The sequence below is a fragment of the Edaphobacter sp. 12200R-103 genome, assembly GCF_010093025.1.
Classification (GTDB): Bacteria; Acidobacteriota; Terriglobia; order Terriglobales; family Acidobacteriaceae; genus Edaphobacter.
The window spans coordinates 19554-45871 of record NZ_CP048114.1 but is presented as its reverse complement, the minus strand read 5'-3'; the positions used below and the strand labels follow the sequence as shown (position 1 = coordinate 45871).

Annotated in this window: 29 protein-coding genes and 5 tRNA genes; 11 read left to right on the top strand and 23 right to left on the bottom strand. The window is 58.7% G+C overall.

Annotated features, from left to right (window positions below; all coding sequences use genetic code 11):
* Position 1: 1 nt before the first annotated feature.
* On the bottom strand, positions 2–253 hold the full coding sequence (locus tag GWR55_RS00270) for a hypothetical protein (RefSeq protein ID WP_162400469.1): 252 nt from the start codon (positions 251–253) through the stop codon (positions 2–4).
* Positions 250–840, bottom strand: coding sequence for an HD domain-containing protein (locus GWR55_RS00265; protein ID WP_162400468.1), 591 nt, complete (start codon positions 838–840; stop codon positions 250–252). Before GWR55_RS00265 ends, GWR55_RS00270 begins: the two co-directional genes overlap by 4 nt.
* A gap of 211 nt (positions 841–1051) precedes the next feature.
* On the opposite strand from GWR55_RS00265, the gene GWR55_RS00260 reads away from it, so the two are divergent.
* A complete protein-coding gene (locus GWR55_RS00260) occupies positions 1052–1585 on the top strand; it encodes a helix-turn-helix domain-containing protein (RefSeq protein WP_162400467.1) in 534 nt (177 codons plus the stop codon).
* 191 nt (positions 1586–1776) lie between these two features.
* A complete protein-coding gene (locus GWR55_RS00255) occupies positions 1777–2679 on the top strand; it encodes an isoprenyl transferase (RefSeq protein ID WP_370521249.1) in 903 nt (300 codons plus the stop codon).
* Between the two features lie 98 nt (positions 2680–2777).
* Here the strand turns inward: GWR55_RS00255 and GWR55_RS00250 are convergent, their stop codons facing one another.
* Both GWR55_RS00250 and GWR55_RS00245 read right to left on the bottom strand, forming a co-directional pair.
* Positions 2778–3095 carry a DUF3861 domain-containing protein gene (locus GWR55_RS00250; RefSeq protein WP_162400465.1) on the bottom strand — a complete coding sequence of 106 codons (318 nt, stop codon included), beginning with the start codon at positions 3093–3095 and terminating at the stop codon, positions 2778–2780.
* Entirely contained in the window at positions 3092–3550 is a 459-nt protein-coding gene (locus tag GWR55_RS00245) for a PadR family transcriptional regulator (RefSeq protein ID WP_202925548.1), read from the bottom strand. The genes GWR55_RS00250 and GWR55_RS00245 overlap by 4 nt, the downstream gene beginning before the upstream one ends.
* 249 nt (positions 3551–3799) lie before the next feature.
* Here GWR55_RS00245 and GWR55_RS00240 point away from each other — a divergent pair, with 249 nt between their 5' ends.
* Genes GWR55_RS00240 through rseP form a run of 3 tightly spaced genes read left to right on the top strand, consistent with a single transcriptional unit; the run spans position 3800 to position 7276 of the window.
* Positions 3800–4663, top strand: coding sequence for a phosphatidate cytidylyltransferase (locus GWR55_RS00240; protein ID WP_162400463.1), 864 nt, complete (start codon positions 3800–3802; stop codon positions 4661–4663).
* A 38-nt stretch (positions 4664–4701) separates the two neighbouring features.
* Positions 4702–5892 (top strand): 1-deoxy-D-xylulose-5-phosphate reductoisomerase, encoded by a 1191-nt coding sequence (locus GWR55_RS00235; RefSeq protein WP_162400462.1) that lies wholly within the window; start codon positions 4702–4704, stop codon positions 5890–5892.
* Positions 5893–5929: 37 nt separating this feature from the next.
* Positions 5930–7276, top strand: a complete 1347-nt coding sequence (gene rseP / locus GWR55_RS00230; RefSeq protein ID WP_162400461.1) for an RIP metalloprotease RseP — start codon at positions 5930–5932, stop codon at positions 7274–7276.
* A 290-nt stretch (positions 7277–7566) separates the two neighbouring features.
* Here rseP and GWR55_RS00225 read toward each other — a convergent pair whose 3' ends face one another.
* Both GWR55_RS00225 and GWR55_RS00220 read right to left on the bottom strand, forming a co-directional pair.
* Positions 7567–7722 carry a hypothetical protein gene (locus GWR55_RS00225; protein WP_162400460.1) on the bottom strand — a complete coding sequence of 52 codons (156 nt, stop codon included), beginning with the start codon at positions 7720–7722 and terminating at the stop codon, positions 7567–7569.
* A 54-nt stretch (positions 7723–7776) separates the two neighbouring features.
* The gene (locus GWR55_RS00220; RefSeq protein WP_162400459.1) at positions 7777–8766 is read right to left on the bottom strand and encodes a phosphoesterase; all 990 of its coding nucleotides are present in this window, start codon (positions 8764–8766) and stop codon (positions 7777–7779) included.
* Between the two features lie 165 nt (positions 8767–8931).
* Here GWR55_RS00220 and GWR55_RS00215 point away from each other — a divergent pair, with 165 nt between their 5' ends.
* On the top strand, positions 8932–9957 hold the full coding sequence (locus tag GWR55_RS00215) for a CPBP family intramembrane glutamic endopeptidase (RefSeq protein ID WP_162400458.1): 1026 nt from the start codon (positions 8932–8934) through the stop codon (positions 9955–9957).
* Here the strand turns inward: GWR55_RS00215 and GWR55_RS00210 are convergent.
* Positions 9947–11548: a Na+/H+ antiporter gene (locus GWR55_RS00210; RefSeq protein ID WP_162400457.1), complete on the bottom strand. Its 1602-nt coding sequence runs from the start codon at positions 11546–11548 to the stop codon at positions 9947–9949. The two genes, GWR55_RS00215 and GWR55_RS00210, sit on opposite strands and share 11 nt — an antisense overlap.
* Before the next feature lie 136 nt (positions 11549–11684).
* Between GWR55_RS00210 and GWR55_RS00205 the strand changes: the two genes are divergently transcribed.
* The 3 genes from GWR55_RS00205 to GWR55_RS00195 all read left to right on the top strand — a co-directional run bounded on the left by GWR55_RS00205 (position 11685) and on the right by GWR55_RS00195 (position 17419).
* Positions 11685–14354, top strand: coding sequence for a penicillin acylase family protein (locus tag GWR55_RS00205; RefSeq protein ID WP_162400456.1), 2670 nt, complete (start codon positions 11685–11687; stop codon positions 14352–14354).
* 435 nt (positions 14355–14789) lie between these two features.
* Positions 14790–16439, top strand: coding sequence for a hypothetical protein (locus GWR55_RS00200; RefSeq protein WP_162400455.1), 1650 nt, complete (start codon positions 14790–14792; stop codon positions 16437–16439).
* 41 nt (positions 16440–16480) lie between these two features.
* Positions 16481–17419, top strand: coding sequence for a polyprenyl synthetase family protein (locus GWR55_RS00195; RefSeq protein ID WP_162400454.1), 939 nt, complete (start codon positions 16481–16483; stop codon positions 17417–17419).
* A 166-nt stretch (positions 17420–17585) separates the two neighbouring features.
* On the opposite strand, the gene GWR55_RS00190 is transcribed toward GWR55_RS00195, so the two are convergent.
* The gene (locus GWR55_RS00190; RefSeq protein WP_238398798.1) at positions 17586–18542 is read right to left on the bottom strand and encodes a carboxypeptidase-like regulatory domain-containing protein; all 957 of its coding nucleotides are present in this window, start codon (positions 18540–18542) and stop codon (positions 17586–17588) included.
* A 250-nt stretch (positions 18543–18792) separates the two neighbouring features.
* Between GWR55_RS00190 and GWR55_RS00185 the strand changes: the two genes are divergently transcribed.
* Positions 18793–19164: a metal-sulfur cluster assembly factor gene (locus GWR55_RS00185; protein ID WP_162400452.1), complete on the top strand. Its 372-nt coding sequence runs from the start codon at positions 18793–18795 to the stop codon at positions 19162–19164.
* Between the two features lie 6 nt (positions 19165–19170).
* Positions 19171–19956 carry a class I SAM-dependent methyltransferase gene (locus GWR55_RS00180; protein WP_162400451.1) on the top strand — a complete coding sequence of 262 codons (786 nt, stop codon included), beginning with the start codon at positions 19171–19173 and terminating at the stop codon, positions 19954–19956.
* Positions 19957–20039: 83 nt separating this feature from the next.
* Here the strand turns inward: GWR55_RS00180 and GWR55_RS00175 are convergent, their stop codons facing one another.
* The 15 genes from GWR55_RS00175 to GWR55_RS00105 form a co-directional block, all read right to left on the bottom strand.
* Positions 20040–20456, bottom strand: a complete 417-nt coding sequence (locus GWR55_RS00175) for a DUF1398 domain-containing protein (RefSeq protein ID WP_162400450.1) — start codon at positions 20454–20456, stop codon at positions 20040–20042.
* Between the two features lie 13 nt (positions 20457–20469).
* Positions 20470–20943: a MarR family winged helix-turn-helix transcriptional regulator gene (locus GWR55_RS00170; RefSeq protein ID WP_162400449.1), complete on the bottom strand. Its 474-nt coding sequence runs from the start codon at positions 20941–20943 to the stop codon at positions 20470–20472.
* A gap of 293 nt (positions 20944–21236) precedes the next feature.
* The gene (gene rplK, locus GWR55_RS00165; RefSeq protein ID WP_162400448.1) at positions 21237–21674 is read right to left on the bottom strand and encodes a 50S ribosomal protein L11; all 438 of its coding nucleotides are present in this window, start codon (positions 21672–21674) and stop codon (positions 21237–21239) included.
* Between the two features lie 105 nt (positions 21675–21779).
* On the bottom strand, positions 21780–22445 hold the full coding sequence (gene nusG, locus GWR55_RS00160) for a transcription termination/antitermination protein NusG (RefSeq protein WP_162400447.1): 666 nt from the start codon (positions 22443–22445) through the stop codon (positions 21780–21782).
* A gap of 38 nt (positions 22446–22483) precedes the next feature.
* On the bottom strand, positions 22484–22744 hold the full coding sequence (secE, locus tag GWR55_RS00155; RefSeq protein ID WP_162400446.1) for a preprotein translocase subunit SecE: 261 nt from the start codon (positions 22742–22744) through the stop codon (positions 22484–22486).
* A gap of 64 nt (positions 22745–22808) precedes the next feature.
* A tRNA-Trp gene (locus GWR55_RS00150) sits at positions 22809–22884 on the bottom strand.
* 73 nt (positions 22885–22957) lie between these two features.
* Complete coding sequence (gene rpmG, locus GWR55_RS00145; protein WP_162400445.1) at positions 22958–23107, bottom strand: 50S ribosomal protein L33; 150 nt, start codon at positions 23105–23107, stop codon at positions 22958–22960.
* A gap of 225 nt (positions 23108–23332) precedes the next feature.
* Positions 23333–23794 (bottom strand): hypothetical protein, encoded by a 462-nt coding sequence (locus GWR55_RS00140; RefSeq protein ID WP_162400444.1) that lies wholly within the window; start codon positions 23792–23794, stop codon positions 23333–23335.
* A 125-nt stretch (positions 23795–23919) separates the two neighbouring features.
* Positions 23920–25107: an elongation factor Tu gene (gene tuf / locus GWR55_RS00135; protein ID WP_162400443.1), complete on the bottom strand. Its 1188-nt coding sequence runs from the start codon at positions 25105–25107 to the stop codon at positions 23920–23922.
* Between the two features lie 72 nt (positions 25108–25179).
* Entirely contained in the window at positions 25180–25500 is a 321-nt protein-coding gene (locus tag GWR55_RS00130) for a hypothetical protein (protein ID WP_370521248.1), read from the bottom strand.
* Positions 25501–25528: 28 nt separating this feature from the next.
* Positions 25529–25603 (bottom strand) — tRNA-Gly (locus GWR55_RS00125).
* Between the two features lie 42 nt (positions 25604–25645).
* A tRNA-Thr gene (locus GWR55_RS00120) sits at positions 25646–25720 on the bottom strand.
* A gap of 21 nt (positions 25721–25741) precedes the next feature.
* Positions 25742–25915, bottom strand: a complete 174-nt coding sequence (locus GWR55_RS00115; protein ID WP_162400415.1) for a hypothetical protein — start codon at positions 25913–25915, stop codon at positions 25742–25744.
* A gap of 48 nt (positions 25916–25963) precedes the next feature.
* Positions 25964–26050, bottom strand: a tRNA-Tyr gene (locus GWR55_RS00110).
* 177 nt (positions 26051–26227) lie between these two features.
* Positions 26228–26303 (bottom strand) — tRNA-Thr (locus GWR55_RS00105).
* Positions 26304–26318: the final 15 nt, after the last annotated feature.

Below are 26318 nucleotides of genomic sequence, written 5' to 3'. Positions count from 1 at the left end.
GTCATCCTGCCTGACGCTCCAACCATTTTCGTTTGCTCATCCAAACAAAACTACATGGGCCAGAAATGAGCGCCGCAATTGATGCAACAGGAAGACCTAAGAAGAAACCACCCATCCCTCCCTGTCCATCATGTGGTGCAATGTGTATGGCATAGAGCAGCAGCGGCACAAAGATAGCTAAGAACACTGCCACAAATGTTATGACCATCACGACGAAGGCCATAATTCCTCTGATGGCCGTTGCATTCTTCATAGCCCTAACTCCCCAGCCCGCTCCTGCATCGCCTGCAAACAATTCCCCACATGCTCCTCAAGCGGAATCCCCAGCAGCTCCGCTCCGCCCGTAATATCCTCGCGCTTCACCGCCCGGGCAAAAGCCTTGTCTTTCATCTTCTTCTTCACGCCTGCGACCTCGACGTCATGGATGGACTTCGTCGGCTTCACCAGTGCGCACGCCGTCAGAAACCCTGCCAGCTCATCGCACGCAAACAGAGCCCGCTCCAGATGCGACGCCCGCGCCACTCCGGAATAATCCGCATGCGCCAGAATCGCATTGAGCACTGTCTCCGGCCAGCCCAGCTCGCGCAGGTGCTTCACCCCGACAAATGGATGCTCCTCGAGCGACGGATGCCGCTCGTAGTCCATATCGTGCAGCAAGCCTGCGCAGGCATAGGTCTCGATGAAAGCATCCGCCTCGGCGCCGCTTAACCTCAGCCTCTCGGCCTCACGTCGGCCATACGCCTCCGTGCAGACGGAGACTGCCAGGCCGTGCTTACGAAGTGACTCGCTCTTCGTCCATTCTTCAAGCAGTTGTAAGGCGTCGGGCCTTCCGTAACCCATGTTCGTTCTCCTTCGCCGGTGCACCTTCCGGCGCTGTGTACAAGTTACTACTTTGGTTCTCTTCTGGTTTTTCCCGGCATTCTACTAAGAATCGTCCGTTTTCCTCTTGACTCCTCAGGAACCCCAGTGTCACTCTAGGCACATCCTATTGCTCCGTTATCGGACATGGGTCGCGGTCCTTGCTCTGGGTCCGCCCGCGTCAAGACAACTTATGGCAACCATGATGGCACCTGTCGAGCAGCGCGAGGTCCTGCGCTGTGACCACTGCAGCCTGGTCCAGTTCCGCACAGCCAATTCGCTGTGCCGCCGCTGCCACAAATCGCTCGAGGTCGAAGAGCCCGAGCCGGCAGCAGCCCCGCTTTCTATCGTGACCCAGTCCACAGCCTCCAGCGATGGCCTGCAGGTGGCAACCGCTGTCCGGGAGCTGCGCCAGGTGCGCAATCTCTCGCAGCGCCAGCTGGCCGCGCGCATGAACGTGCCGCGCACCTATATCTCGAAGATCGAAAATGGCAAGGCGATGCCGACGCTTTCCTCTCTCGACCGTCTGGCCAAGGCCCTGCAGGTGGACATCTCTACCCTGCTGCGCGACCCCAAGACCCGCCAGCGGGACGAGACGGCCGTGCTGATGAACGATCCTTTCCTGGCAGAGATCGCCGCCTATGTCTCGGAACTCGACGCCCTGCAGCGCTCCATCTTCCTGAATCACGTTCGCGAACTGGCCGCAGGCCGACGCCGCACCGCGTAACTGCATAATGTTGCACAGGTTGCACTAAGACTCCTACGTGCCGCGCAGTGGCAAGTCTTCCACGAGCGCGGCACGCTCCGCTCCCCCAGTCCTATCTCGCCCGATCCTGCTTTCCACAAAGGTGCGTTCATTGCGCCTGGCACTCCGGTGTGCTAGCGTCATGCTTTGTGAGGTAGTATTTGCCGTCCAGTTTGCCAAGCCGCGTACACGAGCTTTCCGCTGAGGAACAGGCTGTCTACCGGCAACTTGATCCCGACCGAATCCCCCAGCACATCGCCATCATCATGGACGGCAACGGACGCTGGGCGGGCAAACGTGCGCTCAAGCGCTTCCTTGGCCATCAGCAGGGGGCCGAAAGCGTGCAGTATGTCGTCGAGACAGCCTCCCGCATCAACCTCCCGTTTCTGACGCTCTACGCATTTTCGCTTGAAAACAATCTCCGCCGGCCCAAGTCCGAGGTCAGCTTCCTGATGAAGCTGCTCAAGAGCTACCTGATCGGCAACGTCAAGCGAATGAACGACAACAACGTTCGCATGGCCTACATCGGCCGTACCTACGACCTCCCCCAGGAGGTACAGGACACGATGCAGTGGGCGATGGAGTCGACTGCGAAGAACACCGGTACGACCCTGACGCTCGCCCTCAACTACGGTGCCAGGTCCGAGATCGTCGATGCCGTTCGCCGCATCCTGACCGACCTAACCACCGAGGCCCATGGCCGTGGCTGCTCGGTCGAGGACCTGCTCGGCGCAGGCGCACTCGATTCTCTCGACGAGTCCACCATCTCCCGCGCGCTTTACACGGCAGCCATGCCCGACCCCGACCTGATCGTTCGAACCTCCGGGGAGCAGCGCATCTCTAACTTTCTGCTCTGGCAGATCGCCTACTCTGAGATTTTCATTACCGACCGCCTCTGGCCGGACTTCCGCGGAATCCACCTGCTCGAAGCCATCGCCGACTATCAGCGCCGCGACCGCCGTTTCGGCGGACTCAATGAAAACTCCGACGAGAAGATCGACACCCTCCAGCCCGTCTCCGAGCTAGAAAACGAAATCGCCAACGAGCTCTCCCCGCGTGAGTTCTCCCGCCGTTAGATCCATCGCCATTCCAGAGTAATGACCCGATCGTCCTTCTGCCTCTGAGCGAGCCGAACGGAAGAACCCCTGTATTGTGCTGGAGCACAGTACGAGAGCTAACTCGTTTGCGCTCCAGCTGGCGGCCGCTCGGGTGCAATCTTCAACTGCTGAATAAAATCACGCAGCGCTGGGCGAACCTGGGCAAACAATGGATCGTTCCCCCGCATCAGCGCCACTTCGCTGAAGAGCCTCAGCCCAACGCCCAGCGCGGCCACCGTCCCTGACTCGAACGGAAGCTTCGTTTGCAGCCTCTCCACGATCGCCAGAATGTCGTCGTGATTGGTGGCGTAGAAGCTGAGGCTCTGACCATGCACCGCCTCGCCATTGGCGTCGCTCAGCTTCTCCACCGTCACCCGGTACCGGTACGAACTCATCCGATCCTCTCAATCTGTTTCGCAGCATTATCGATGATGTCCGTGACGGCGTGGATCTGTTCTGTCGTCAGCGAGCCCATCTTCATCCGCAGAGCCATCCGGAGATTCTCGACCGCCCGCTCAATCTGTTGCGGCCGCTGCCGGGCATACTCCTGGCGCAGATGGTCGATACGGGCGAACAGTGCGTCCACCATCTCCTTGTTCTCCGCAAGAGCTTTCGCGCCTTCGTCGGTGATGGCGTACTGCTTGCGCGCGCCCTCGGATGTGCCAGTGATGTGGCCCATCTCCTCCAGCATCGTCAGCATGGGGTAGACCACGCCGGGACTGGGAGCATAGGTTCCTCCAAGCCGCTCCTGGATCAACTTGATGATCTCGTATCCGTGGCTCGGCTTCTCCGAGATGAGCTGCAGGATCACATAGCGAAGATCGCCCGAGCCGAACATCCGTCCGCCCAACGGTCCTCCAAAGCCTCTCGGTCCTCCTCGGCCGCCGTGTCGTCCCCGCCCGAAGTCGCCGGCACCGGCTCCAAAGCGTTGCTGTAAGTGTTCTCTCCAACCGCGAAAGTCATCTCCTCCGCGGAATCCTCGAAAGCATTCATGGTGATATTGGTTTCTCATGTTTTGAAACGTATCAAGATATATCTTTATATGTCAAGATCATTCATAAACAAAATAACTGACGGCTATACTTGTCATGGTTTCTCTATGAAGCGAATCCTTACCGCCATCGTCCTGATCCTTGTCGTCTTTGGACTTATCTTCTTCGGGCAGCTCTGGATGATCACCCTTGCGGCTGCCATCGTGGCGGAGCTGGCGGTCTATGAGTACCTGAAGCTTGCTGCCGTCGGAGCCGAAGCGCACGGCGCTCAACTCCGTATCCCCCTCTGGTGGATGGCTCTCGGTGCAGCGCTTGCTTTTGTCGTCACCCTGCCCAACTTCCCCGTCGAGGCGCAGCTTCCAGTCCTGAGCGCGCTCACCCTGCTGCTCTTTGCCTGGAACGGCTTTCGCGCTCCGCTCATCCAGGTCCTTCCCGATACCGCGCAAGGTCTCTTCGGCCTCATCTGGATCGCCTATCCCCTCACGCTGGTTCCCATGCTGTGGAAGCAGGAGGATGGTCCGGCATTGGTTGTCTTTCTGATGATCTGTGTCTGGTCCGGCGACATCGCCGCGCTTTACGTTGGCCGCGCCTTCGGCAAACGCAAGCTCGCCCCCCGCATCAGTCCCGGCAAGACATGGGTGGGCGCCTTCGCCTCTATCGGTGGCAGCCTGGTCGCAGCAGCGCTGCTCCTCTGGATCAGCGATTCTCTAACAGCTCGCGGTAACCTCATCCTGCATATTTCGGAACCCATCTGGCAGACACTTGTCCTCGCAGCAATCCTCAACATCGCCGCGCAGATCGGCGATCTTCTCGAATCCGCCGTAAAGCGTGGCGCTGGCGTCAAAGACTCGGGAACCATGCTTCCGGGGCACGGAGGAATCCTCGATCGCATCGATGCCCTTCTGGTCGCCACCCCCGTCCTCTGGTTCGCGCTTCTCCTCAAGGACTACTTCGGTCTCGGCAGATTCTGAGAGACTTTTTCGTTCGCGGATCTGAGAAAATAGACCTCGTGAAAAAGCTCGCCATTCTCGGTTCGACCGGCTCCATCGGCACCTCGACCCTCTCTATCTGCGAATCCTTTCCCGATCGCTACCAGCCGATCGCCCTGGCCGCAGGCCAGAACATCGATGCCGCCTTCGCGCAGTGCCTGCAGTGGCGTCCCAAGGTCATCTCGATCGCTACTGAGCAGTTGGCCGCGATTCTCGAGCAGCGCCTTGCAGCCGCCGGAATCACCGGAATCGAAGTCGTTTACGGGACGGCCGGAACAGTCCACGTTGCCACTCTGACCGAGGTCGAGTTCGTTGTCTCCGCTATCGTTGGAGTCGCCGGGTTGGAGGCCACCTACGCCGCGATCAAGGCAGGCAAGACGATCGGCCTCGCCAATAAGGAGTGCCTCGTCGCCGCCGGCGAGCTCGTCATGGCAGCCGCAAAAGAGCACAACGTCGCCCTGCTCCCCATCGACTCCGAGCACAACGCCGTTCACCAGTGCATGCGCGGCGGTAAAGCATCCGAGGTCAGGCAGATCTGGCTGACGGCCTCCGGAGGCCCCTTCCGCAATACTCCGCTGGCCGAGTTTGAACACATCACTCCTGCCCAGGCTCTCAAGCATCCCACCTGGGTGATGGGTCAGCGCATTACCATCGACTCCGCCACCATGATGAATAAGGGATTTGAGGTCATCGAGGCCTGCCGCCTCTTCTCCCTACCCGCCGCCCAGGTCCGTGTCTCCATCCACCCGCAGTCGACCGTGCACTCCATGGTCGAGTTCGTCGACGGCAGCATCCTCGCCCAGATCTCTGTCACGGACATGCGTCTGCCCATCCTTTACGCCCTCGCTTACCCTGAGCGTGTCGATGCAACCCCTGCGGCAGGGCTCCAGTTTGACCTCGCCGCGTTGAACCAATTGGACTTCGCCGCGCCTGACCTCAACCGCTTCCCCTGCCTGCGGCTCGCCTATGAGGCCGCCCAGACCGGCGGAGAGGCCTGTATCGCCCTCAACGCCGCCGACGAAATTGCCGTCGCCGCCTTCCTCGAAGGTCGCATTCCCTTCCTCGGCATCCCACGTACAATAGAAGAGGTGCTGAAGCAAACCTCGAGCCGTACACCTTCGTCTATCAAAGACGTGCTTGATGCTGATCTTCGTGCGCGAGTGCGCGCCCGCGAGGTGATCGCTCCTCAGTTCTCCGGTGTACTCCAATAAGACATATTGATTCTTTGAGCGAGGTCTCCACTCTCCCATGTCCACAATCATTCAACTCGGTATCGTGCTCGGCATTATGGTGCTGGTGCACGAATTCGGCCACTTTGCCGTCGCCAAGCTCTGCGGCATCCGTGTGGAGACATTCTCGATCGGCTTTGGCAAGCGCCTGATCGGCTTCCGCCGCGGCGATACCGACTACCGGCTCTCTCTTCTTCCCCTTGGCGGTTACGTCAAGATGTCGGGTGACAACCCCGGAGAAGCCCCGACCGATCCTGGAGACTTCAACGCCCATCCTCGCTGGCAGCGGGTACTGGTCGCGCTCGCCGGACCCTTCGCCAACTTCATTCTCGCTCTGGGACTGATGACCGGCGTCTCCATGCTTCACAACGAGGTGCAGGAGTACATCTCCGGTCCAGCCCTCACCGACTACATCCCGATCAACACCCCTGTCTCGCGCACCGGAATCCAGTCCGGCGATCTGATCGTTCACTACGACACCGTCGAGAACCCGACCTGGGATCAGGTTGCCATCCGTTCCGTCCTCAACCTGAACCACAATATCGCCTTCTCATACATGCACAACGGCCAGCGGGTCGATACCAAGCTCTTCGTCGAGTCCAAGGGCGGCCCCGACAACTTCGCGCTCGACCGCCTGGGTCTGATCCCCAAGATGCAGAACGTTCCGGTCAAAGTGAACGCTCTTGAGCCAAACATGCCTGCCTCCCGGGCGGGCCTTAAGCCGGGCGACGCAATCGTTACCATCGATGGGCTTCATCTTCATTCCGTGCCTGCTCTGCTGGCCTACCTGCAGGATCAGGCTGGAAAACCCGCCTCCCTCGTCGTCGGACGCGATGGCCAGACGGTTCCCATCCAGATCACCCCGCAACTTGCTGAAGCTGGAGACGGCTCCAAGGATTACCGTCTGGGTTTCTATCCCGTCCAACCCCCTGTTAAGGTGCAGCGGCTGCCGTTCGGTAAGGCAGTGGTCGCTTCCTGGGAGTTCAACAAGAAGGGCTCCATGCTGATCGTGGAGGTCCTGAAGAGGATGTTCACCCACCAGGTCTCGGTGCGCTCGCTTTCGGGACCCATCGGAATCGGACAGCAGATTCATGAAGCAGCCGCAATGCCCGGCTGGATGCCCCTGATCGGCCTGATGGCCTACATCTCGCTCAATCTGGGAATCTTCAACCTGCTCCCTGTCCCCATCCTGGATGGAGGCATGATCCTCTTCTTAATCGTTGAATCCATCATGCGTCGCGACCTCAACCAGCAGCTCAAGGAGCGCGTCTACCAGGTCGCCTTCGTCTGCATCCTGGTCTTCGCCGCCATGGTGATCTTCAACGACATCACCAAGCTGGACCTCTTTTCAAAGGTGAAACCGTAGAAGCTTCCCGGAGCCTCTCCGATTCGTCGTCATCCTGAACGTAGTGAAGGATCCCTGTATTTTGCCTGTGACGTCTATGGTGCTCCGGGAAAAATACAGGGACCTTTCACGTTTGCACAGGATGACGACTGTACAGGTCTACACAAGGCGTAAACGAGAAATCCGGCCGCATTACTTATAAGAGGTGTCATCCTCAGCGAAGGCAGCCGCAGTCGAAGGATCTGCGATTAAATCCAACCATCTCATTCCCACATGGTGAAAGCCAGCCTTATCGGCAACCCGCAGCAGCTTCAGTCATCCTCATGCCCGCTTACCCTGCCTCGGTTCGGATGCGGAGGAGCAGGCTCATGCACCTTCAATCGTCCCCACCTGGTCTTGGCCATCGTCACCACGACAATCACAATCAGAAGAGCGACCCCAATTCCACCCCACAGGATATGATTCATCGAAACACCTCCAACCTCTCTGAGGCCTGGCGCTGGACTCCGGTTGCTTGGCGCTCAGCCAGTCGTCTCCCGCTCTCGCAACTCGGCTACAATTTCCTGCGCCGCCTTGCGGGCATCCTCCTCCCGATCCGGAGGAAAGCTGATCGCGCCGACCCTGGCGTGTCCTCCGCCACCATAGCGCTCGCAGATCGTGGCCACATTGGCCAGCTTCTCTGCCGGCAGCGTCGTCCAGGGATTCGTGCCCACAGCCACCTTCGTCCGGAAGGATGACTTGCTCAGGCCGACATTGTACGTCCCATCCGGGAAGAGATAGTACGGAATAAATTTGTTGTATCCCTCGGTGGGATGGTCGGTGATATCGAAGGTGATGACGCCTCGCTCCACCGAAGCCCGCTCCCGTATCAGCTCGAGCGCAGCCTTGTGCCGCTCCATCAGCGGCCCCAGCGATTCCTGCACAAACGGCTGGTCGAGAACCTCCTGCAGGGGCATCTCCGTCAGCAGCGGAATCAGCTTCTGGCCCAGCAACTCATCCTGCGTGCTCTCGATCACCATCGTCAGCTTCATGGCCGGGGCAGCCATCTCGACTGCCGCGGTAGCGTTGTCGTACTTCGCGCCGTCCACAATATTCGCCCAGTAGATCAGTTCCTGCAGCGGCTCGACGTTGAAGCCGAACTTCGCAGCTCCGATATCTGCAATCAGGCCGGTACACGACGTATAGCCGGGGTCATAGAACTTGCGCATCGTCTGCGAACCGTCCGTCTGGCCACGCTCGAAGTCGGCCTGATCCTCAGGGGTAAGGAACGCGCTCAGGTGATGATCGAACCACCACGTCACCTTCTTCGAGGCTGAGTACTTGAAATCGACGATTGCGTTATCGCCATCGATAAATTGGCTCTCATCAAACAAGGCTCCCGCGCGATGCACCAGTCCCTGGTAGGAAAACTCCGCCCCTGTCTTCACGCACTCACGGTAAAACCGCGAAAACACCGATGCCGAGCACGCCCCATCGAAACATTTATCGTGATAAAAAACCTTGCAATCCAAACTGAATTCCCTCGTTGATCAGATACGCTTCGGACGCGCGCTCAAAGCATCTAGCATATCCGATTCACCGCCAGAGCCCTGATCCCGTGAGAGATTCAGGAAGGCGACTTCATCCCGACCTCACTTTCCTTTATCCTCTCCTGAAATCTCCTGTTCGAGGTCCGTTTGTCCGAGTTTCCTGTCTCCACCTCTCCCGCGCACCGTAGCTCTTCCATCTTCGTCGGGCCACATGGACTACGCGCCGGCTGGAGCCTGCTGATCGCCGTCTTTCTCTTCGCTATCCTGAGCATGGGAATCACCGCCGTTCTACGTGCCGGACATCTGATCCCCCGTCATGGAATGGCTCAGAACCCTGACCCATTGGCAGTCTTCGTCTCGGAGATCGCCCTCTTCCTCGCCATCGCGATCGTGACGGGGGTGATGTCGAAGATCGAGCGCCGGCCGCTCTCCGTCTACGGCCTGGGAGGAAATCGCAAGACATCGCGGCTGCTCTACGGTATCGTCGTCGGGCTCGCCGCCATCTCTCTCCTCGTCCTTATCCTGCTGAAGTCCGGGCTGCTTGTCATCGACGGCCGTATGCTCTACGGCAAGGACGTAGCCCGCTACCTCATCCTCTGGATTCCCGGTTTTCTCGCCATCGGCTTCTTTGAGGAGTATCTCTTTCGCGGCTATCTGCAGTACACACTCTCCCGCGGCTTCTCCGGATTTGCAGAGGTTCTGCCCGGCAACCCTGCCCCAGGCACGGTGGGCTTCTGGATCGCCGCCATCGTTGTCTCTTTCGGCTTTGGAGCCGTGCACGGTTCGAACCCTGGCGAGAGTCCCGCCGGACTTGTTTGCGCCGGAGCCGCCTCTCTCGTCTTCTGCTTCAGCCTCTGGCGAACCGGATCGCTCTGGTGGGCTGTCGGGCTTCACGCCGCATGGGACTACGGCCAGTCCGTCCTCTTCGGCGTCTCCGATTCAGGAGCGCTCTTCGATCACCGCCTGCTCAAGACACATCCTGCAGGAGCACCTCTGCTCAGCGGCGGAGCTACCGGCCCTGAGGGAAGCATCTTCTGCCTGATTCCGCTGCTCCTGATGGCCGCCGTCATCCACCTCACACTGCCTTGCAACAAGGAGAGCTACGCCTCGCTCATGCCTGCAGACGTCGAGGCTCCCGCCAGCCCAGAGCCTCCGCCTCCGTCTACGAGCTGAGTTTCGTCTCTTCCAGGTCCAGTCCCCGCTCCAGCTTTCGCAGCACGTCATCGCTGATCAGACCCTCGTCGCGGAGGTGAATAATCGTCCTGCGCTCCACCTGTACCGCCGCGCGGGCCTCCCGGCTTAGGGTGTGATACACCTCAGCCTTTGAAGCTCCATGTCCCTCCTCCTCGGTCACCTCCGCCAGCCTGTGTTCATAGCGGTCGATCAGGTCATCGTAGGCGTGCTCGAGGCCATCTGCGGCGGTGAGGCGTCCTTCTTCCAGGTATGCAATGGCGTTCTTGAAAGCCTGCTCACGGGCATACCGCTCCTCCGGCTCGATCCCTTCCTCTCCCGCAAGCCCAAGCGCACGGATCACCGAAGGCAGAGTAAGCCCCTGCAGCACCAGCGTGACCAGGATCACGGAGAATGTGAGAAACACCAGCAGGTTTCGCTGCCGGAACTCGGCGCCGTTGACTACCTCCGGCACAGAGAGCGCTGCCGCCAGCGCGATGACGCCGCGCATTCCGGTCCATCCAATCACGAAGCTCTCACGCGGAGTGACCCGCTCCTCCTCCGGATGTCGAAGGCTTTGGATCCAGTTTGAAAACCGGATCGCCGGTGTAACCCAGATCAGTCGCAACGCAATCAGCATCGCGCTGAAGATGGCTCCATACTCCACCAGGGTGGACTTGCTGAAGCCGCCTTCGATCCCCGCCAGCACATAAGGCATCTGCAGACCGATCAGCAGGAAGACGATCCCGTTAAGGACAAACGTCATTGCCTGCCACGCGCCCATCACCTGAATGCGAACAGCGGGCGAGAAGATGCGGGGACTCTGGCGGCTCAGGTAAAGCCCCACGGCCACCACGGCCAGAACGCCCGACGCCCTTGCTTCTTCGCCTGCCAGATAAGCGGCATAAGGAACGATCAGGCTCAGAACCAGCTCCACCGGCCCGTTATCGATCAGTCTTTCAAGGAACGATACGAGAACCCCGATGAGCAGTCCGATGACGAGGCCGCCAACAATTAGATAGGTCAGGCGCAACGCGCCCTCTCCCACCGTGGGCAGGTTTCCCTGCTCCAGTAGACGCAACCCGACCTCCAGCGCCAGAAGGCCGGTCGCGTCGTTCAGCAGGCTTTCCCCCTCGAGGATGTCGACGATCCGACGGGGCAGCCCCAGCGCCTTCGCCACGGAGGTCGCCGCGATCGCATCCGTCGTCGACAGGATGGCCCCCAGGAGAAAGCCTGCCTTCCAGTCGAGAGCGGAGATAAAGTGATCGGAAAACTCCGCGACACCCCATACCGTAAAGCCGACCAGCCCGATGGCCAGCAGGGAGATAATCAACAGGTGTCTTCGGAAATCCCGCCACGAGACCGTCCACGCTGCCGCATAGAGCAGAGGAGGCAGGAAGATCACAAAGACCAGATTCGGATCCAGCGGAATCCGGGGCATGTGCGGCACAAAGCTCAACCCCAGCCCGGCCAGCACCAGCACAATGGGATACGGCACCTTCAGCCTGTTCGCCATCACGGCAAAGGCTGCCACCATGACCAGTAACAGCAGTACAGCTCTCTCTACTGCGTGGAGACTGGCAACTGAATCCAAAGTTCTCTCCTTCTGTGCTGATTGTCTTTCCTAAGCCCAGTTAACCAAATTCCACGGCATCGTGTCGCCCTCGTTCCTGCAAAAGGGACTTCCAGACCGGTTCCGCTTACGTCCTACATTTAGACTCTCGATAGAGATGAGCTTTTCTGAACAGAACAATGAACCGCGGTTGATCCAGCGTAACGTGCGACCCCAGTCTCGCCCGCCCCGGGCTCTACCGCGGTTACTCACCATCGCTGTCCCCATTCTGCTCATCCTTGGCCTGACCGCCTTCTTCGCTGCTCGCAGCTACGTGCAGCATATTCTCAAAATTTCGCTTCCCCAGGTCGACGGTGCGCTCGCTGTTCCCGGCCTCTCCGCGCCCGTCGCCGTTCAGCGGGATGTGCACGGAGTACCTCACATCCGTGCCGCATCGCTCGACGACCTTGTCTTCGCCCAGGGTTTTGTCACTGCCCAGGACCGTCTCTTTCAGATGGACCTGCTTCGCCGCCATGCCGCCGGCGAGCTTGCGGAAGTTATGGGCCCGTCCCTTCTGGAACACGATCGCATCCAGCGCTACCTGCAGCTCCGTTCTACTGCAGACCGCGCCGTCTCGGCGATTCCAAAAGACCAGCTTCATTATCTCGAGGTCTACGCCCGTGGCGTGAACGCCTCCATCGCCCTGCAGCAGAAGCATCTCCCGCTGGAGTTCCGGGTGCTTCGCTACTCTCCAGCTCCGTGGACGCCTCGCGACTCCCTGCTCGTAGGGCTTTCCATGTACCAGGACCTCACCAACCGCTTTGCAGTCAAGCTGAGCCGCGAGCTGATCGCCTCCCGCCTTTCTCCCGAGCAGATGGCCGACCTGTATCCGGTCGGTTCATGGCGCGACCATCCTCCCGAGCAGCCCACGATAGACCTCACCGCCCCGCAGGATCTTCCCGATATTCCGCTGGATGAATCCCAGACAAAGCTGCGGCAACCTGCATTGCCCACCGCCTCTGCGGCCGACATCCTCGCTCTCGCCCGCCAGCTTCGGCCGCAGGCGTGCGACTCCTGCATCGCCGGCTCCAACAACTGGGTCGTCTCTGGCAGTCGGACTGCTACCGGCAAACCATTACTTTCCAATGACATGCACCTGACCCTCCGGGTCCCTGGCATTTGGTATCAAACCGACCTTGCCGCTCCCGCACCTTCCGGCAGCTTCCATGTCGCCGGAGCATCCCTGCCCGGACTGCCCTTCGTCATCGTCGGCCACAACGACCACGTTGCCTGGGGATTCACCAATCTCGGCGCCGATGTCCAGGACGTCTTCATCGAACACCTTCGCGGCTCCGGGGCCTCTCAGGAGTTTGAATCGGCCGACGGCGCCTGGCACTCCGTCCTGCATCAGTCGGAGGTCATCCACGTACGAGGCAAGCCCGATGTGGAGCTCGACGTCACCTCGACATTACACAGCGGCATGCCCACGCCCATCATCTCTCCCCTGCTCCCGACGGAGAAGCGTTCCCTTGCGCTGCGATGGACCATCTACGATCCTGCAACCCTCTCGGCTCCTCTGTTCCAGATCGCCTCAGCGACCGACTGGCCCAGCTTCCTCTCCGCCTTTGCCGGCTTCGGCGGCCCTTCGCAGAATGTGGTCTACGCCGACGATCAGGGACATATTGGATATCACGCCGTCGGAACCATACCAATTCGCGGCAATCCTCTCGCGCCGTCGATGGTTCCGGTCGCCCCAACCACCCCAACGCAGCCCAGTCCATCCGCAGCGGATTCGGCCCCTCCTCCTGCCCCGACCTCGCCACTCAGTCCTGTGCCGGTCGATGCTGTGACAAGCCACTACGACTGGCTGGGGTACATCCCGTTCGTTCTGCTCCCACAGTCGTTCGATCCCCAGAGCGGCGTTCTGGCGACCGCCAACTCGCGCGTCACCCCGAACAACTACCAGTACCCAATCACCTTCGACTGGGCAGCGCCGTATCGCAACGAACGCATCTGGAAGGTTCTGCTGGGCCGCGATCACCTGACCGCTGCCGATATGCTGAGCCTTCAGACCGACATCTATTCCGATCTTGATCACAATGTCGCGCAACGGCTGGCCTATTCGATCGACCACTCGACGACGCAGGATAAGCGCCTGCATCAGGCCGCCGACCTGTTGCGCAAATGGAACGGTCAGGTCGATGCCAGCTCTCCGGCCCCTCCCATTGTGAATGCTGCGATGGAGGCCTTCTGGCAGCTCATCCTGGAACCTCGTCTTGGAGCTGAGCAGCACAGCACTCCGCAGGGGCAGTCCGTACCTCTATGGAAGCTCTATAGCTGGGGCGAAAAGAGCTACGCCGCCGAGCAGATCATCATGCACACGCCCGACCGCTGGCTTCCACCCGGATTCACCAACTGGAACGAGCTTCTGACGGCAGCCGTCGCACGGGGTCTGGCGAACGCACACGCGCCGGGCGACCTGTCGCACTGGAAACATGGCAGCGCGTATCCCATCGATCTGGAGCATCCCATCTTCTCCAAATCGGCCATTCTGCGTACCCTCATCCACAACCCCATCGGCACCGGCGTCCAACCCCTCAGCGGAGACGGCAGCACCATCAAGCAGGTCAACCGGACCTTCGGGCCGTCCGAGCGCTTTACCGCCGATCTCTCGGACCTCGACCGCTCCACCTTCAACCTCGTGCTAGGCGAGTCCGGAAATATCCTGAGCCCCTGGTTTATGGACCAGTGGCCCGCCTGGTACAACGGAACCACCTTCCCGATGCCCTTCACCACCCCTGCGGTCAATGCCGTAACCCGGCACACCCTCACCCTGCAACCGCAGTAGGTGGTCCGATGAGGTCTCATCACCGGAACCTTCATGGATTGCACTCGCAGGAAGGCAGAGATTACCGCATCAAGCACTCTTCAGATCTGCCGTAAAAAGTGTCATCTCCACCGGAGGCCCGAAGGGCCGCAGCGGAGAGATCTGCTTCCCTACTCGGCAGCCAATCCAACTCACATCAACCGCATGCAAAAGTGACTTACTTTATGCAAAGTGTCATCTCGACCGTAGGCCCAAAGGGCCGTAGCGGAGAGCCCCCCGCATTTGCCGGCACAGCCACAATCCCTCAAGTGAGGCGAATGATCTCAACCGGCATCCGCAAAATGCGGGGGTTCCTCGATTCCGCGCTCACGCGCTCCACTCGGAATGACACACACCCATTTGCCACAGACATGATCTATCGCCACAGCTAGCCTCCCATCGCGGTACCCTGAATCCATGCTCCGAGACCGCCGGCCCTTGCTCGTCATTCCCCTGGCCGCGCTTATTGCGATTGCACCGCTTATCCTTCGCGGGTGCTCCTGCGGGCACGACTTTGACTTCCACCTGATCAGCTGGTTTGAGGCCGCCCGACAGCTTGGTCACGGCATTTATCCTCGTTGGGCCGAAACCCCTGCATGGAACGCCGGAGAACCGCGCTTCATCTTCTACCCTCCGCTCTCCTGGCTGCTCGGCGCGGCCCTCGGCCTTCTTATGCCCTGGACCTGGACTCCCATCGCCTTCACCTGGATCGCACTGACCGGAGCCGGACTGTCGCTCTATTACACGGCGCGCAGTTTTGTCCCCGCCAATGCCGCGCTCCTGGCAGGAGCAATCTATCTCGCGAACCCGTACATGCTTTATACCGCCTACGAACGGACAGCCTATGGCGAGCTGCTAGCTGCCGTGTGGCTTCCACTGGCGCTCCATGCTGCACTTCGGCCAAGGATCACGATTCCATCGATCGCAGCCCCTGTCGCCCTGCTCTGGCTGACGAATGCCCCGGCGGCAGTGATGGGTTGCTATGCAATGGCTCTTGTAATCGTTATTCGGCTGCTGGTCTCCGAAAACAGACAGCAGATCGCATTCAAAGCGATCGCCGGAGCCCTGCTCGGCCTCGGACTCACTGGGTTTTATCTGCTCCCCGCCGCCTACGAACGCAAATTCGTCCAGATTCACTTCGCCCTCATCCCCGGCCTGCGTCCCTGGGACAACTTCCTCTTCCAGCACACCACAGACCCGGAGCACGATGCCGTGCTGCACACCGCCTCCGTCGTAGCGGTCGTGCTGACGGGACTGACCGCGCTTGCCTTTATCTACGTGTTCGCTACCCGGCACAAAGAAACTGCTGAAGATACCCCCTCAGAACAGCAGGGCAAGGATCAGAGAGCTGGCATCCTCGCGGTCCTCAGCCTTGCGATCCTCTTCCTGCTGACTCCGCTCTCGGCTCCAATCTGGCATTCTCTGCCGGAGCTGCGGTTTCTCCAGTTCCCGTGGCGTTTTCTGGCCGTGGTAGGTGCGATCTTTGGATTCGCCCTCGCGCTTGCTCTCTCCCAGGTGCGCTTGCGGACTAGAGCTATGGTCCTGCTGTGCACGACCGTCTTCGTACTGCCTGGCCATCGTGCTTTTCGCCAGTACTGCGATTCGGAAGATACTGTCGTCGAACGCCTGGCGGTATTCCGCTCCGCAAATCCTGGAACGGACCCGACGGATGAGTACACCCCGGCAGAGGCGGACAACGATCTCGCTAACCACCAAAATCCGGGATACTGGTTATCCCGAAATTTCGCGGATGCGGCTCCTCAATCCTCCGTCCCCGGCCCAGCTCCCCGCAGTCTAAGCCTGTCTCCCGCGGCGCCGACCTGGCTCATCCTGAACCTCCGGAACTATCCTGCCTGGCACATCACCCGCAATGGCTCGCCTGTTGGTGCGCGACTGTCGCGCAGGGACGGCCTGATCGCCATCGCCCTGCCGCCCGGTCCAGCGAAGATCGAGATTCGCTACGCGCTGATGACGGATCAAAAGCTGGGATATCTCAGCTCCGCGCTGTCCATTTTTCTCTTTATCGCGCTGATTCTGTACGATCACCGGAAGCCCCGGGCTGCGTAACGCGGAAACTGCGTACAGGCTGATTTATCATCATTGTTCAGATGAATCTCTCCGTAAAAGATCTTCTTCGCTCTGGGGTCGAAGTTGCCGATGCCGCTCTGGAGCGTCTTCTGCCTTCTCCCGACACCCAGCCGCACTCCATCCATCGCGCGATGCGACACTCTGTCTTCGCCGGCGGAAAGCGCCTTCGCCCCATCCTTGCGATGGAGGCAGCTCGCATGACGTCTGAAACAGGAGAGATTCCCTCGGGTGCTGGCGATCTGGGTGCGGCCATCGAGATGATCCACACCTACTCGCTGATTCATGACGACCTGCCCGCGCTCGATAATGACGACCTCCGCCGCGGCCAGCCCACCTGCCACGTCGTCTTTGGCGAAGCAATCGCAATTCTTGCAGGGGACGCCCTGCAGACTCTTGCCTTTCAGACGCTTGCTGCTCTTCCGGTTCCTCCGGCGACGACGGTCCCCATTATCCGGGAGATCTCGATGGCCATCGGGACCGGCGTAGGACCGAACAGCCCGCTGCCGCCCGGAATGATCGGCGGACAGGTGGTCGATATCGAATCCGAGGGCAAGACGCCGACTGCCGAACTGGTGGAATCGATCCATCGTGCCAAGACGGGAGCCCTGATCACGACCAGCATCGTCTCCGGAGGGCTCTACGGGTTGGCAAACTCGGCTCACGATCACCATGCGGACACCATCGGGCGCCTGCGCATCTTCGGTGAAAAGGCTGGCCTCGCCTTTCAGATCGTCGACGATGTTCTGGATGTAACTCAAAGCTCCGAGGAGCTGGGAAAGACCGCGGGCAAGGATACGGCCAGCATTAAGGCAACGTGGCCTGCCGTGTTTGGAGTCGAGCAATCGTTGAAAGACGCGGAAGAGTTGATTGCCGACGCCTTTGCCGCACTTGAACCGTTTGGGAAATCAGCTGATTCGCTGAAGGCGCTGGCGACTTACCTGGTGGAGCGCAAGCACTGAGCGCGTTACTCTCGCTTGCCACGCAAGAAGATGCGCTCCTCCTTATGGTTTCGACACCACGGGAAAAATACAGGGATTCTTCGCTTCGCTCAGAATGACGACTATAAGGGCCTGAAGAGGGCGGAGACTCCTGATGGAGACTCGTTTCGAATTTGCAAAGTGCCGGCTAATCTTTCGTCGCGGACTGACTGGTGAATCGCTTAAGAATAAATTCCTGCGCAAGCGCATTAATCATCCGTCCTCCCGTTGCCTCTGCCACGCTCGTAAAGGTCTGGCTTGCGCCTCGGTCCGCGGGTGGATAGTAGAGATTCGACAGCGAGGCTGATGCCAGATCGCCACCGATGCTGGAGTAATTAAACTGCCAGCGGCCATCGTCTCCCTTGCACCAGAAGGGCGCCGAGATGGCGTGGAGGAAGCGTGATTTCTTTGTCCCCGTCCCCTGATAGAAGTAGCGCGGGTCCTGGTGCAGGAGCGACGGAAGGATGGCGCCCCCGATCATAATGTCGGTGACGCCGGTTGCGTACACAGCCCCGAACCGCTGGCCATATCCCTTGGCTCCCTGCTGAAATGCAGTCGAATCGGATGCCTGATAGATGCCTGCGAGAAATGCTGCTCCGCCGATGCTGACAGCGTCGGTGGCGGTTCGCGCCGCAAGCTTGTACTTGAGAGAGGTTGTGAGAGGAACGGTGCGCGGGTCGTACGCTACATAAAAATTGGGAACAACTCCAAGAACGCGCTGCTTCTCGGCGACCTTCACCTGTTCTTCTGCAAGCTGCTCCTGCGAGACTGCGGAGACGGTCGTTTCAACGACTGCGAGAGTGAGCTTGATCTCCGCGAGATCGAGATCCTGGCCGGGCGTAAGCTGAACGGCGGGAGAGGTCCAGTCGCCGAAGTTCTGTGCGCTGACCTTGACGTGGTACAACACAGCGGGACGAATCCCTTTGAGGATGAAGACGCCATCCTGATTCGTCGTTACCACCATCGGAGAGTTTGCCGTAGCCCCATCTTCGACCAAAGAGACGGTGGCTCCGGGAATAACATCTGCGTTCGTATCGGTTACTGTACCGATGATTCTTCCCGATTGCGGCTCAGGTGCAGAGACCTGCTGGCTCAGCGCATACACGGGTACCAAAAAAGAAAATAAAACAAGATTCTTGAAGATGCGCATAGAGTCCGTCGAAAAGCCTTCTCTATACAGACGCCATGACGGATAGGAACGATTCAGGGAATTGAGATTCTGATGCTGTGTTATGCGTTCAACAAAAATTTACAGATGATGTGAATCTCTACGCGATTCGCGATCATCATGGATCTCTTCTAGAACCGGCGATGCACTCTGCGATCCTCTCCCAGCGGTTATGATCAGTTCAGCGATGCTGACAGAATCGGACATCCTAACGGCGCTCGGAGACTGTTACGATCCAAGCCTTCCGTGCAACATTGTCGATCTTGGTCTGGTGAGATCGGTGAAAGTCACCCCCGATCCGGACGCCCCGGGTGCCGGAATTCCAGGTGTTCCGCAGAAACATCGCATCCGCGTTGAATTTTCTCTGACGAATCCGACCGATGAGGCCGCGGCACAGCTCTCCGCACAGATTCGTAATCGGCTGGCGGGAATCGAAGAGGCCGGCGAGACGACGGTAGTTTTTGTGGACGAGCCGGCGTGGAATCCGCAGCAGATTACGTCCGCGGGACGACGCATTCTTGGACTCGATGGCAATCCGAATCTGATTCAGATTCGCTAGGAGAGTATGACTTCAAAATCAACCCAGTCGAAGGTGCAACCGATTCGTCCGCGCGATCTGCTCAAGCCCGCGTCCGGTCCGATCCATCCGTTCGATCAGGTGCATGGGACCGATACCAGCGGCCTGGTGCCTGCGTGCGATCTCGTCACCGGACATCCGAACGACGAGCACGTCACGGCCTATTACGCCGTAGCACCGTCGATCCTGCGCTCCCTTGTAGAGCGATGGAAACAGACAGCGGCCACCCATCACATCACTGATTACACCTTCCTGGATATGGGTGCAGGAAAAGGAAGAGCGGTTCTGCTGGCCAGCGAGTTTCCCTTCCGCGAGGTCATTGGCGTCGAGCTGAACCCTGCGATGGCCACCATCGCAGCGGCGAATGCAGCACAATGGCGAGAAGCACATGCATCCGATCCCACGGCGAATGCCGTCGCTCCTGTACGTATCGAGCAGATCGACGCGCTGGAGTTCCCGCTTCCTGCAACGCCGACCCTGCTCTTCCTCTTCCATCCCTTTGAAGATCCTGTCCTCAAACAACTGCTACGGCGCATCGAGAGCACGTTTCTGGGAAAGGCTGGCGATCTCGACATCCTCTACGTCAACGCAGAGCACGGCAACCTGATCTCGCGGCATCCTGCTTTCAAGCTGCTATGGGAGGGACAGGTGCCGATGAGTCCGGACGACCATGCCGCCGACCTGGAGGCGATCGCCCAGCAGACGGAGTATGGGTCTACAGGCGATGAGCTCTGCGTCATCTATCGCTACGTGGGGCGCGGCAGCAAGGACTGAGAGAACAAGGTTGTACGAAACGTGGGAAAACTGATTGCGGTACTTGGATGCCTAGGACACAAACCGGAATCCCAGGGCCGGAGCTACCGGAGGCTGACAGCCGGGTATGTTTCGATATACTCCTCGCCGTTGCACCCATGATAGGCGACGGTGCGCGCCTCGAGGTCAACGCTATAGCGAACGACCCCAGCCCGCCACGAAGCGCCGAGAAACTCGGGGAAGGTGCTTTCGCCAGCCTGATCGATGCGGAGCGCCTGAATGAGGGCTCTCTCATCAAACACCGGTACATCGGCAACACTGTCGACGAGAGGCTTGCCCTGCATGACGACGGGGCCATCTTGCGTCAGGAAGATACTCTGGCATCCAGGGAGCGACCACATATTGCGTGTCACTCCAGCCTGCCTCAGGACTTCGGCCAGGAAGGGGAAGCCACCTACACGGGGCCGGATCTTCTCGGCTCGCTTCATAGCCTCCATTAGGTTATCGATTGCTTTGCTCATAATCACTTCTCCCTCAATCTGTTGGTACATCGTGAATGCGGTTATGCTCCGCGATCTTGACAAGCAGTTCTCTGAAGATGCTTCTCTCGCTTTCGCTCAGACATTCGAAGAAAGACTCGTCATTCCGGTCTGCGATTTTGGCGAGAACGGGTAAGCTGCGCGACCCTGCACGTGTGAGAGAAAGCACACGGAATCGACTGTCACCTTCTTTTCCCTCCGCTTGAACCCAGCCTTTCGCCTTGAGCTTATCGACAATCTTGGACACTGCTCCGCGGGTCAGGCCCATCTTCGCGGCCAACTCGCCTGAGGTAGCTTTTCCCCGCTTATGCAGCTCGCGCAGGAGCGCCCATTCCGCAACAGAAGTCTGCTTATCATGCAGAGCACGGGAGAACCCGCCGGAGACGGCGTTGGAGACCCGTCGTAACCAATACCCAAGGTGGCTCTCAAGCTCTGGTATATGCTTTGCGGAGGGTACAATAATTTCCATGGAAACTATTTTGCTTTCCTCGGAAACTACTTGTCAACATGCTTTTCTAATGAAGCTGTACGAGACCTTCGACAAAAAGGGACCTGACAATACAACCGGAGGTGTCCTTTCAGACTGACGAGATGCTTAGATGAGGGCCGTTCTTACTCCTGGATGAAAATCTTCCGATTTGTGATCCTTAACGCAGTGAAGGATCACTGTCTTCTTCCCGGAGCACCCTTGACTCCATGGGAAAAATACAGTGATCCTTCGCGTTGCTCAGGATGACAAACCTCTAACCAGCCAGGGCTGTTTTAGGCGACGACTTCGATGCCCATCGAGCGAGCAGTGCCACGAATCGTCTTTGCAGCGGCCTCAACCGAAGCTGCATTCATGTCGGGCATCTTCTGCTTGGCGATCTCGAGGATCTGCTTCTCGGTGACCTTGCCCTTCTTCTCCTTGTTCGGAGTTCCCGAGCCCTTATCGATTCCGGCGGCCTTCAGCAGAAGCACGGGAGCAGGGGGGGTCTTGGTGACGAACGAGAAGGTACGGTCTGCATAGACCGAGATGACGACAGGTACAGTGAGGCCGGCCAGGGCCGGGTCCTTGCTGGTGCGCTCATTGAACTGCTTGCAGAACTCCATGATGTTGACCTGCGCCTGACCGAGCGCCGGGCCGACCGGGGGAGCAGGGGTGGCCTTGCCAGCCACAATCTGAAGTTTGACGTATCCGGTAATCTTCTTCGGTGCCATTCGGGTAAATCCTCTTACGTTCCAGCGGTGGCCTCTCGACCGTCTCGCTTAATTTAATATTCCAAAACTCACTTACGGCCGCCAGACTTCCGGCAGTTGCAGAATCTACTCGACTACCTTGTCGACCTTCGAGAACTCGATCTCGACCGGGGTGGAGCGTCCGAAGATGCTGACCATCACCTTGAGAGTCTGCTTGTCTTCGTTGATCTCGTCGACGGCGCCGGTAAAGTTCGCGAACGGGCCTTCGTTGATGCGTACCTGCTCGCCCTTCTCGAACTTGATCTTGAGGGTCGGCTTCTCCTTGGAGACGTCGGAGCGGAAGATGATCGAACTGACTTCCTGCTCGGAGAGGGCGACCGGCTTGTCGCCGGTTCCAAGGAAGCCTGTCACGCGCGGCGTGTTCTTGATGACGTGCCACAGGTCGTTATCGAGATCCATCTCGATCAGGACGTAGCCGGGAAGGAATACGCGGTCGATCGTGTACTTCTTGCCGTTGCGGACCTCGGTGACCGGCTCGGTCGGGATCATGATGCGGCCGATCTTGTTCTGCAGACCGAAGGCGGTAATCCGGCTTTCGAGGGACTCGCGCACCTTGCGCTCAAAGCCCGAGTAGGCGTGGATGATGTACCACTTGAAATTCTCGTTTGCCGGCGGAGCCAGCTGGTCGGCTGCCTGCTCGGAGGACGAGTCTACCGCCGCTGCCTGCACATCGGGGTTCTGCTCTTCCGGGTTCTGCTGCTCTTCCGCCATCGTTATGCCTTCTTCACGCATCGTGTTTCGGGATCTCCGCAGCTACGCGGCTCCATTCTCTATTTGGACGCCGCGCCGAGAATAGCTTCGACAGCACGACCAATCACGTTGTCAACCAGCCAGAAGTAAGCAGCGAAGATGAATACCGTGATAATCACCACCACCGTCGTGGACTGGACATCTGCACGCGTGGGCCAGACAACCTTGCGCATCTCGCTTCGCACATCTCTCAGAAAGCTGCTGATGCGATCCGGCAGAGACTTGATCTGCTGTACGCCGGTTCCAGCCTGCTGTTCCGCTACCGCTACCGTCTTGGCCATAATACCGCCTCGAAATCTTCTGTTACTTCTGACTTCTTTCCAACCTTCCCGTAGAACGGGAGGATGGCGGGGGAGCTCGGATTCGAACCGAGAAGTTCGGTTTTGGAGACCGACAGTTTAACCGTTGAGCTTACTCCCCCAGGTTGAGTTATCCGTGCTCAGTGCTCCGTTATCAGTCAGACAGCTGACAAACGAAGAACCGATATCCGACAACTACTTGGTCTCTTTATGAGGCGTGTGCTTACGGCAGGTGTTGCAGAACTTCGAGAACTCCAGGCGGCCAGTCGTCGTCTTCTTATTCTTGGTCGTCGAGTAGTTCCGGTTCTTGCACTCCGGGCACTGGAGGGTGATGATCTCGCGCATTGTTGTCTTCTCCTTCTAACGTGGCCAGCCACTTCGGCCGGCAAGCAGTTTGCCTTTTGGATGCCTCTTTTAGAATCCATCCTCCCGACACGCCGCGACGCAGGGCTGATTGGCCCCTGCTGCCAATTCCTGAATTGTGTTACTGGAGACGAAAGCGGTCAGGCCACGCAATCGCCTCGTATTATTATCCACGAAAACATGGAATTCGGGAAGCCAATTTCAGATCTATCGCTGCGAACAATTGCCTGCCGTCATCTTTTCAATGTCCATCGTAATGTCATAGAAATCCAAAGGCGCAATGCCGTGATGTAATTGACCTTCGACGGTCACGACACAATCAGAAGCAATATGAAAAAGCTCTTTGCACTCGGGCTTTTCAAAGCACCACAACCTGATCTTGCGAACGTTTTTGACCGTCTCCGAGTCGGGATTATTCCCTGTGGAATTTGCTGCAGGAACGACGACAATCGGCTTGGCCAGCAGCAGATAGGCAAACTTCACTTTGGGGTCGGTTCGTGGGGTCTCTCCAAATCCCGGAGGACCGTATTGCCAGGTCATCCTTATATGTCCTGCCAAATGAGTTCCCGAAGTTCCGTACTGCACTACTGTTTGAGCGATCATCGTCTGCGAAAAGCAGGCCGAGATGGATCCGATAAACAGTGCACGCTTGAGAACTCTAGCTAACATTCTGCTTACATCATGCTGAATAAATTGAAAAAACAAAAACGGCGAGCCGAAGCCCGCCGTTTTTGTTTCTCTAATCGCGTCTGGTGGAGGTTCGCGCGAATCGCGCTTCCGCCGTCCGCGAAGGACTACTTGATGATTTCGGAGATGGTACCGGCGCCTACGGTGCGTCCGCCTTCGCGGATGGCGAAGCGCAGGCCCTTCTCCATGGCCACCGGGGTGTGCAGCGTGATCTCCAGCTGGATGTTGTCGCCAGGCATCACCATCTCGGTGCCCTCAGGAAGCTTCGCCGAGCCCGTTACGTCCGTCGTGCGGAAGTAGAACTGCGGACGGTAGCCGTTGAAGAACGGAGTGTGACGTCCGCCTTCTTCCTTGCTCAACACGTAAACCTCACCCTTGAACACCGTGTGCGGCGTGATCGATCCCGGCTTGGCCAGAACCATGCCGCGCTCCACGTCTTCCTTTGCCGTACCGCGCAGAAGAAGTCCGGCATTGTCGCCTGCAAGACCCTCGTCCAGCTGCTTCTTGAACATCTCAACGCCCGTCACCGTCGTGTTCTGCGTGTCGCGGAAGCCCACGATCTGAACCGGCTCGCCTACCTTCACCTTGCCACGCTCGATACGGCCCGTCACCACAGTTCCACGGCCCGAGATCGAGAAGATGTCTTCGATCGGCATCAGGAACGGAAGGTCGACCATGCGGTCCGGCTGAGGAACGTTGTCGTCCACAGCCTGCATCAGCTCGTCGATCTTGTCTTCCCACTGCTTCTCGCCGTTCAGGGCTCCAAGAGCCGAACCGCGAATCACAGGAACGTCGTCGCCGGGGAAGTCATACTTCGACAGAAGCTCGCGAACTTCCATCTCCACCAGGTCGATCAGCTCCGCATCCTCAACCGCATCGCACTTGTTCAGGAACACAACGATGTACGGTACGCCTACCTGGCGGGCCAGCAGAACGTGCTCCTTGGTCTGGGGCATCGGGCCGTCGGTCGCCGCCACCACCAGGATCGCGCCGTCCATCTGCGCCGCTCCCGTGATCATGTTCTTGATGTAGTCGGCGTGGCCAGGGCAGTCCACGTGGGCATAGTGGCGGTTCGCCGTCTCGTACTCCACGTGCGAGGTCGCAATCGTGATACCACGCTCACGCTCCTCAGGAGCGTTGTCGATCGTATCAAACGAACGGAAGCTGTTCTTCGGGTTGTGCTTGGACAACACCTTCGTGATCGCCGCCGTCAGCGTCGTCTTGCCGTGGTCAATGTGACCAATCGTCCCAATATTCACATGCGGTTTGGAACGATCAAATTTCTCCTTCGCCATTGCTCTCTCCGTCTTTGAGTGTTTTAGCCGGCGCTATGCCGGCGGGTTCAAATCACAACTTCCAAAACCGTCTCAGTAATACGCATACAGCCGGAAGAACCTCTGCCGAAGCTCCGGAGCGACACGCTCCAGGCCAGCCAGATAAAGCTCGCGGATCTGGCCCTGGTCGCGGTCCGGCAGACTGGCGTACTCCGCTGCCGTCTTCTTTCCAAGAAGCCCCTTGCCGAGAACTTCCTCGAAGTCACGGATTCGCACTCCGTGGCGATCCAGCGATCTTAGAAACTCAGCGACCTTGCCGCTGGAAAATGCCGACTCGATCGCTGATTTGACTGCGCCAAAGGCCACAGGGTCGGCGATCGGAAGGATCGGTTGCTCTTTTAGCGTGCTCAACACATTCTCCTGCAGCTGCCTTCAATATCTCTGGAGCGGGAGACGGGAATCGAACCCGCGACCAACAGCTTGGAAGGCTGTGACTCTACCACTGAGTTACTCCCGCATCACTACTAAACCGTCCAACTTCTGGACGGTTTAGTAAATCTGGAGCTGATGATGGGGCTTGAACCCATGACCTCTCCCTTACCAAGGGAGTGCTCTACCACTGAGCTACATCAGCTTTAAAACCGACTCAACAATCCTATCGCGAGCGAAGCCATCCAAGCGCTACGCGAAAGGCAAAAAATCCTAACAGGATAAACGTCAGCGATTGATACCTTCCCGGCTCCATCGTCTGCCAGGCAAGAATCGCCAAAATCCCGAGCACCACCAGCGCGACGATCATCCTTCCGCTGCCGGAGGGGCCAAAATCCACGTACGTTCCCCTGTTTACTGCAACTTCCTACAACCCAAACGAACTTCGTGGTGCACAGGGGAGGATTCGAACCTCCGTAGCGCGTTGCGCGGCAGATTTACAGTCTGCTGCCATTAACCACTCGGCCACCTGTGCACATCTTCTGCCGCACCGCCTGCCCAGCATTCTTTCCTGCCCGCCAAGAACCGCGCCTGATCCAAAACTACCGATCAGGTCCATCCTGCATCCCTGAAGGTCTCCGGAGGTCTGCTTGGCCAGAACGGCCCGACAGTACAACCAAATCCAATCTCTATCAACGGTTGCGGGGAGATCTGGAGCTGGCGAAGGGACTTGAACCCCCGACCCTCTGATTACAAATCAGATGCTCTACCAGCTGAGCTACGCCAGCCCGACAACCTTGGTT

Excerpts from the sequence above, each read along its gene's own strand:
- GWR55_RS00270 (WP_162400469.1), bottom strand. The coding sequence starts at position 253 with ATGAAGAATGCAACGGCCATCAGAGGAATTATGGCCTTCGTCGTGATG.
- GWR55_RS00265 (WP_162400468.1), bottom strand. The coding sequence starts at position 840 with ATGGGTTACGGAAGGCCCGACGCCTTACAACTGCTTGAAGAATGGACG.
- GWR55_RS00260 (WP_162400467.1), top strand. The coding sequence starts at position 1,052 with ATGGCAACCATGATGGCACCTGTCGAGCAGCGCGAGGTCCTGCGCTGT.
- GWR55_RS00250 (WP_162400465.1), bottom strand. The coding sequence starts at position 3,095 with ATGAGTTCGTACCGGTACCGGGTGACGGTGGAGAAGCTGAGCGACGCC.
- GWR55_RS00240 (WP_162400463.1), top strand. The coding sequence starts at position 3,800 with ATGAAGCGAATCCTTACCGCCATCGTCCTGATCCTTGTCGTCTTTGGA.
- rseP (WP_162400461.1), top strand. The coding sequence starts at position 5,930 with ATGTCCACAATCATTCAACTCGGTATCGTGCTCGGCATTATGGTGCTG.
- GWR55_RS00225 (WP_162400460.1), bottom strand. The coding sequence starts at position 7,722 with ATGAATCATATCCTGTGGGGTGGAATTGGGGTCGCTCTTCTGATTGTG.
- GWR55_RS00205 (WP_162400456.1), top strand. The coding sequence starts at position 11,685 with ATGAGCTTTTCTGAACAGAACAATGAACCGCGGTTGATCCAGCGTAAC.
- GWR55_RS00200 (WP_162400455.1), top strand. The coding sequence starts at position 14,790 with ATGCTCCGAGACCGCCGGCCCTTGCTCGTCATTCCCCTGGCCGCGCTT.
- GWR55_RS00195 (WP_162400454.1), top strand. The coding sequence starts at position 16,481 with ATGAATCTCTCCGTAAAAGATCTTCTTCGCTCTGGGGTCGAAGTTGCC.
- GWR55_RS00185 (WP_162400452.1), top strand. The coding sequence starts at position 18,793 with ATGCTGACAGAATCGGACATCCTAACGGCGCTCGGAGACTGTTACGAT.
- GWR55_RS00180 (WP_162400451.1), top strand. The coding sequence starts at position 19,171 with ATGACTTCAAAATCAACCCAGTCGAAGGTGCAACCGATTCGTCCGCGC.
- GWR55_RS00175 (WP_162400450.1), bottom strand. The coding sequence starts at position 20,456 with ATGAGCAAAGCAATCGATAACCTAATGGAGGCTATGAAGCGAGCCGAG.
- GWR55_RS00170 (WP_162400449.1), bottom strand. The coding sequence starts at position 20,943 with ATGGAAATTATTGTACCCTCCGCAAAGCATATACCAGAGCTTGAGAGC.
- rplK (WP_162400448.1), bottom strand. The coding sequence starts at position 21,674 with ATGGCACCGAAGAAGATTACCGGATACGTCAAACTTCAGATTGTGGCT.
- nusG (WP_162400447.1), bottom strand. The coding sequence starts at position 22,445 with ATGCGTGAAGAAGGCATAACGATGGCGGAAGAGCAGCAGAACCCGGAA.
- secE (WP_162400446.1), bottom strand. The coding sequence starts at position 22,744 with ATGGCCAAGACGGTAGCGGTAGCGGAACAGCAGGCTGGAACCGGCGTA.
- rpmG (WP_162400445.1), bottom strand. The coding sequence starts at position 23,107 with ATGCGCGAGATCATCACCCTCCAGTGCCCGGAGTGCAAGAACCGGAAC.
- GWR55_RS00140 (WP_162400444.1), bottom strand. The coding sequence starts at position 23,794 with ATGTTAGCTAGAGTTCTCAAGCGTGCACTGTTTATCGGATCCATCTCG.
- tuf (WP_162400443.1), bottom strand. The coding sequence starts at position 25,107 with ATGGCGAAGGAGAAATTTGATCGTTCCAAACCGCATGTGAATATTGGG.